The organism is Microvirga sp. P4_G7 (genome assembly GCF_056401005.1).
The window spans coordinates 1-5,256 of the sequence record NZ_JBFUKD010000229.1 but is presented as its reverse complement, the minus strand read 5'-3'; the positions used below and the strand labels follow the sequence as shown (position 1 = coordinate 5,256).

Genomic DNA, 5,256 nt, shown 5'->3' with positions numbered 1-5,256 from the left:
GACCTCCTTGACCCGGAGCCTATAAACCGTCGTGCCGTCGTTTTTGGCCGGGGTGATCGAGGGGTAGGATGCATCCTTGTCGGGGTTGCCGCCCCAGCCGGCTGCCGTGCCGATCAGGTGCTTGACCGGATCGACCTTCCCCTTCGGACCGAAAGCGTTGGTGAAGCTGCCGGATGCCTCGGAAAGCGCTTCGAGCGCCTCACGGATCTTCTTCTGTTGAGCCAGGTCCCAATTGGGCGCCTCGAACTTGCCGACCGACTTCTGCTCCACTTTCAGCGCATCTTGCAGAGCGTGAACCCGCGCGAGGTCCTTGCTGTCGTTGGGATCGACAAGGATACGCACCGCAACGAACACATAGCGGGTGCCAACCTTGTCCTTCGTGAGCGTCGTGCGGCCCGGCTTGTAGACCACCATCGGGGTGTAATGGTCTTCGCYGATGATCTGCATCGAAATGAAGCGCTTGCCAGCATCGGGAAGGGTGATGGTCACCGGGCCGGCGTCGAGGTCGAAGAGCGCTTGGGAATAGAGCGTATCCCGGTTCATCCGGACCACGGGCTGCTTGTCGATCGGCGTCGGCGTCCTGCTATGGGCGAACTTGCCGAGGCCACCGTCATCGACCGTTTTCCTCATATAGAAATCGGTCTCGGCTCGCTTGAAGTTGTCGATGTTGACCGGAACCGACTGTGCGGACGCCGCGCACGGAGAGAGAACCAGGAAACTCAGGCTGTAGACCAACGTCATTCGCATTGAACGGCACCTCATTGGCGTCTTTTTCCATTTGCTCATCGGGGCAAAACCGAGTGATTCCGCGCCCGTGATTCGGCTGATCGTCACTTTGGGTCCGGAGATGCCCGTGATCCACCCAGCTAGGACTGTCCAGTTCTGGGGGGCGAGCCAAAGTCCGGAAGCGGCGCGCGGCGTCCCCGGCCCTGTTAATTCCATTGCGAGCATTTCGTGCATGGGCCGCTCGCCCGTCTTGCCATTTCACGCCAATCGCGACCGGTTATGCTCCGTCCCGCCGGGCACAATTCCCCGTGATTCGGCTTTGTGAAAAGCATCAACTCAGTTGCGGCGAGGTCCGAGTGGCTGATATTCCTTTGACGCGCGGCCAGTTCCTGCTGCCCTTCGTCAACATCCTCGACGATATCGGCGCTCCGACAGAGACGCTCCTGGAGAGGTCCCGGCTGCCATCGTCCCTGGCCGAAAAGAGCGATCTATACCTGCCGCTCCTGCCAGCGCTGCGTTTCGTCGAGACTGCCCAGAGAATCCAGGGCATCGAGGATTTCGGCTTTCTCGCCGCCCGGCGCCTGCATTTCTCCCATCTGAGGGAAAAGACACGGGCCCTGATCGCGCATTCACCCACGCTGCTCGTCGCGCTCCGGCACGCTTGCCATTGGGCGTCGCGGGAAGACACCATTCTGAGCATGTGGATCGAGCATGATGCGGATCATGTGCGGGTCTGCAGCAGGCTCGCCGGCACAACCGGGCTCCTGCATCTGAAATATGCACAATGGATTCAGAATATTTTCTCGATCTACATCGTGCAGCAATTCGCGGGGCCAGACTGGATGCCGACGGCGATTGCCTTTGAATCGTCTTATGCGCCGAGCCAGGCGACGCGATCGTCCTGGCCCAATGTGCGGTTTCTGTCAGATCAGCATGCCGCCTGGATCAGCCTGCCGATCACGCTTCTCAGCCTATCCAACCGGTCGACCGCCTTCTTTGCGCCGCCGCGGGACCAGGAGGACGGCCCATCCGGTTACGACATCGTCGAACTGCTCAAGCTGATGCTGCCGGCGTATCTCGACGAGGGAACAACGGCTCTAGCCGAGGTCGCGGACATCGCAGGCGTTAGCACGCGGACGCTTCAACGCAGGCTCGCCGTTCTCGGCTATACCTATTCGGACATACTCGAAACGGCCAGATATGAGAATGCGAGCCGGCTTCTGCGCGACACCGATTGCAGGATCATCGATGTCGCCTTTTCCTCCGGCTACACGGACCCCGCCCATTTCAGCCGCGCCTTCCGGCGGATGACGGGCGTCACGCCGCGTCGGTTTCGTGAGCAATCGCGCGTCGGCTAAGCGTGTTCGCCTCGCGCCGCCAATGCCCCAACTAACGGCGTGAGCCAAGATCAGCGCCTCCGCGTTCAAAAGGGCGCGCCACAATGCGTGCGAACGTCCGCTCCTGCGGTAATGCGGCAAATCCCGACCGGTCGCTTCATCAAAAGCTTCAAAACAGTTACCGTGGCAGCGTCACCATTGATGACTTGACCTTAGCCACAAATCCCCGGCCTTATGACCAGCTGCAGCCAATGAGTTCGCTAGGCGCGAGATGTCGACCGTGTTGATCTTGACCTGAACGGACATTCAATTTCGCGCATCGACTGCTTTCGATCGACACGCGGTGACCACCCGAATTATTAGACTTTTGGTTTCCCGGGCACTTGAAGGGTGCAGGCTGCGCAGAAGGGGTGCTATCGCAATGTCGCGGTAGTAGGTGAAGCCCAATGAACTTTCTCGCTCAGGCGCTAGTGGCGGCATTTGTGACACTCACAACAAGTGCTTCCGATTTCACAAGAGCCGAGCCAACCCCGGAAGAGATTTCACTCGTAGAAACTTGCGTCGACTCGAAGGGAAAAACAGCGGACCGGCGCGCCTGTATTGGTGTCATCGCAAATCCATGCCGTGCAATGCCGGACGGGGGAACTCGGATAGGGCGCGATGCCTGCATCTCTCGGGAATACGATGCATGGCGGGATCTGCTGACACGCTATGAACGAGCGATCGAAGTCCTTCTCTCGGACGAGGATCGGCGACACTTTGGACTAACCCAAGAGCGTTGGAGCGATCTCAACACCACGATCTGCGAGTGGCCTGCCTACGTTTACAAAGGCGGGACAGAGATAAATACTCTGAGCGGAACCTGCCTAAGTGATCAAACGGCTCTGAGAGCAATCGATCTTAAAGAGCTGCTCGAATACATGAGACAGCGATAGGCACCTCTTGCCAACTCTTTAAACATCATGGCCAAAGACCGTCAATCAAGCGTCCCGATCGTGAAATCCCGCGCCAGCCGCAAGGAGAGCGACGTCCCAACTTTGATTGTTGCGGGCCTCGTGTTGACCGCTGGCGTCCTTGGAGGCTTCTATGCCGGCGTCGCCGGTGCCGGCATGGGGAGTTTTGCTGCGCTCATTTTGTTTGGAGGACTCTACACAGCGCTCGCATGGTTTTTTGGATGGCCAAAGATGCGATGGGATTTTCTAAGCATGCTGCTCCCTTGAAGAGAAGGGTTGAATTCACCGACTTCCCCATGGACGGAGGTTCAGAACACCACTTTCGTACGTTCTTCTTCAAGGGAGGCTGCCGTAGCTTCCTACTAAGAATGTTGGGTTGGCTCGCGTTCTCGGCGTCGCTTTACGCATGCAGAGGGATCTACGAGTCGCTTGGACAATAATTGCAGTAACCGAGACGTCGTGCCAAATGAAAAAAGCCCCGCCTCCCCTGCAGCCTGCTCGACCGAGCGTTGGTCCATAGCGCCGCTCCGGGCCTTGCAGTAAGCTACCGACTGCAGCTCTAGTTGCTTCATGGGGTTCGCGGTCAATGTGTCACCGAATGTTTCAAGACTGCACGTTGAGACCTATTTCGCATGCTTCCCAAAGACGGCATCACATACTTCCGATTCAGCCCATTGAAGACATTTACGATGGGCGCCTTCACGCTTTGCCTCGGCATAGGCACGTTGTGGGGCGGCTTTCTCGATGCACCATCTACCAACTCCCAATATGCCAGCGTTCCGCCGGCAATTCTCGGAACAGTCATCTTGGCGGGCGGCATCCTTCTTCTAGGGCTAGGCGTCCTCAGCATTTCGTGGGCGTTCAGAAACTCACCGCTTGTTGCGAGCCCTGATGGCTTGCGCCAAAGGGCGATCCTTGGTGACCGGTGGGTTAGATGGGACGAGGTGACATCTATCGCAGTTAGCAATCGAGTGATCGTCGTTCGTTCACCCTCGTCGACCATCAATATCAGCCCGATCCTAATGGAAATGACGCGCAATGAGATCTCGGAATCGCTTGCGGGTTACCGGCCGGATCTGCTGCGAGCGCCCGATGCAATACTTACAAAACTGGGATTTTGGGCCGATTTTAAGTGGCCGCTAATCGGTACGGTTGGCGTAGTCGCAATTGGTGTTTTCCATGCTTATCGCGTTCATGCCGCGGCCGGGCACAATGCACTGATCCGTTTCTTGAATTTCGGCCTTCCAATCGTCCTTGTGATCATCGCTTGGAATTGGATTTCGCATTTCCGAAGACGGAAAACTGAAAGGGCTTCGTGGACGGCGGTACGCCCACCGGACAATTCGCCCAAGTAGAATAGGTGAGCGAGCATCCGGCCTTTGCTTATATGGCAAGCGCGCTAGCGGCTACGCCACTCCACCTCTAACTTACCCGACCGCCCGTTTAGCGGCTCTCGTCTGTGCGAGGTCTTCGCAGTCCTTCCGAAGAGCGAGCAATTCTCCTCCGTGAGATGGTCGATGCCGATATAGCGGTTTTCGGCGTCGCTCGCGCGAATGAGTTCGTCGAGTTTTGCCTGTATCGCGGCACCATCGCGGTTCTGCGTCGCCTGCAAAAGGAAGACCATCAGAAAAGTGACGATGGTCGTCGCAGTGTTGATGACGATTTGCCAAACTTCCGAGAAGCCGAAGAACGGGCCGCTGACGGCCCAGACGACCACGGACAGAAGACAAAGTGCGGAGGTAAATGGACGCCCCGCTGCGTGAGCCGTTGCATCTGCTATCGCAGGGATCATTAACCCCTTATTGACTCCGTTTCGAAATGAGAACATAATAAGAACATCCGAGACGGAGAGCGAAAATGATCCTGTCCCAGCATGCTTCCCTATCCCCCGCGAGAATCAATTTGCGCGAGACCAGGATCGGCGTCCGGGCCGTGTGTGACGGTTGTGGCGGTGAGCAGACGGCCATCGTAGGCGCAGGGTCTGATGATGTCGTCGACAGCGACTTGGACACTGCCGTCCGGTCTGGTCGGTTCACTTCAATTCCCGGCTGCTGCCGTGCGTGTGGTGGAGGTGCGCTGCACGGGCGCCGGGCTTGGTTCGTCAACGGACGGAGGCACTGATGGGGCGCAGCGCTTTGGAAATTAGGCACGATGGCGATGATCTGCGGGATTTTGCCGATCCGCTGACGTCGCTTTCGCCTGCAGACCTTGCAGCGATTATCATCAGCACGGCTTACCGC

Annotated in this window: 5 protein-coding genes; 3 read left to right on the top strand and 2 right to left on the bottom strand. The window is 57.8% G+C overall.

The features are described from left to right. The coding region (locus AC1DT3_RS11500; protein WP_477465390.1) for a DUF1254 domain-containing protein at nt 1–747 on the bottom strand (747 nt) is incomplete at its 3' end. 335 nt (nt 748–1,082) lie between these two features. Here AC1DT3_RS11500 and AC1DT3_RS11495 point away from each other — a divergent pair. From AC1DT3_RS11495 to AC1DT3_RS11485, 3 genes are all read left to right on the top strand, one after another. Continuing rightward, the gene (locus AC1DT3_RS11495; protein ID WP_477465389.1) at nt 1,083–2,084 is read left to right on the top strand and encodes a helix-turn-helix domain-containing protein; all 1,002 of its coding nucleotides are present in this window, start codon (nt 1,083–1,085) and stop codon (nt 2,082–2,084) included. Between the two features lie 425 nt (nt 2,085–2,509). Next, nucleotides 2,510–2,998 carry a lysozyme inhibitor LprI family protein gene (locus tag AC1DT3_RS11490; protein WP_477465388.1) on the top strand — a complete coding sequence of 163 codons (489 nt, stop codon included), beginning with the start codon at nt 2,510–2,512 and terminating at the stop codon, nt 2,996–2,998. 650 nt (nt 2,999–3,648) lie between these two features. Beyond that, nucleotides 3,649–4,371 (top strand): hypothetical protein, encoded by a 723-nt coding sequence (locus tag AC1DT3_RS11485; RefSeq protein ID WP_477465387.1) that lies wholly within the window; start codon nt 3,649–3,651, stop codon nt 4,369–4,371. A 44-nt stretch (nt 4,372–4,415) separates the two neighbouring features. Here AC1DT3_RS11485 and AC1DT3_RS11480 read toward each other — a convergent pair whose 3' ends face one another. Then, nucleotides 4,416–4,808, bottom strand: a complete 393-nt coding sequence (locus AC1DT3_RS11480; protein ID WP_477465386.1) for a low affinity iron permease family protein — start codon at nt 4,806–4,808, stop codon at nt 4,416–4,418. Between the last annotated feature and the right edge of the window lie 448 nt (nt 4,809–5,256).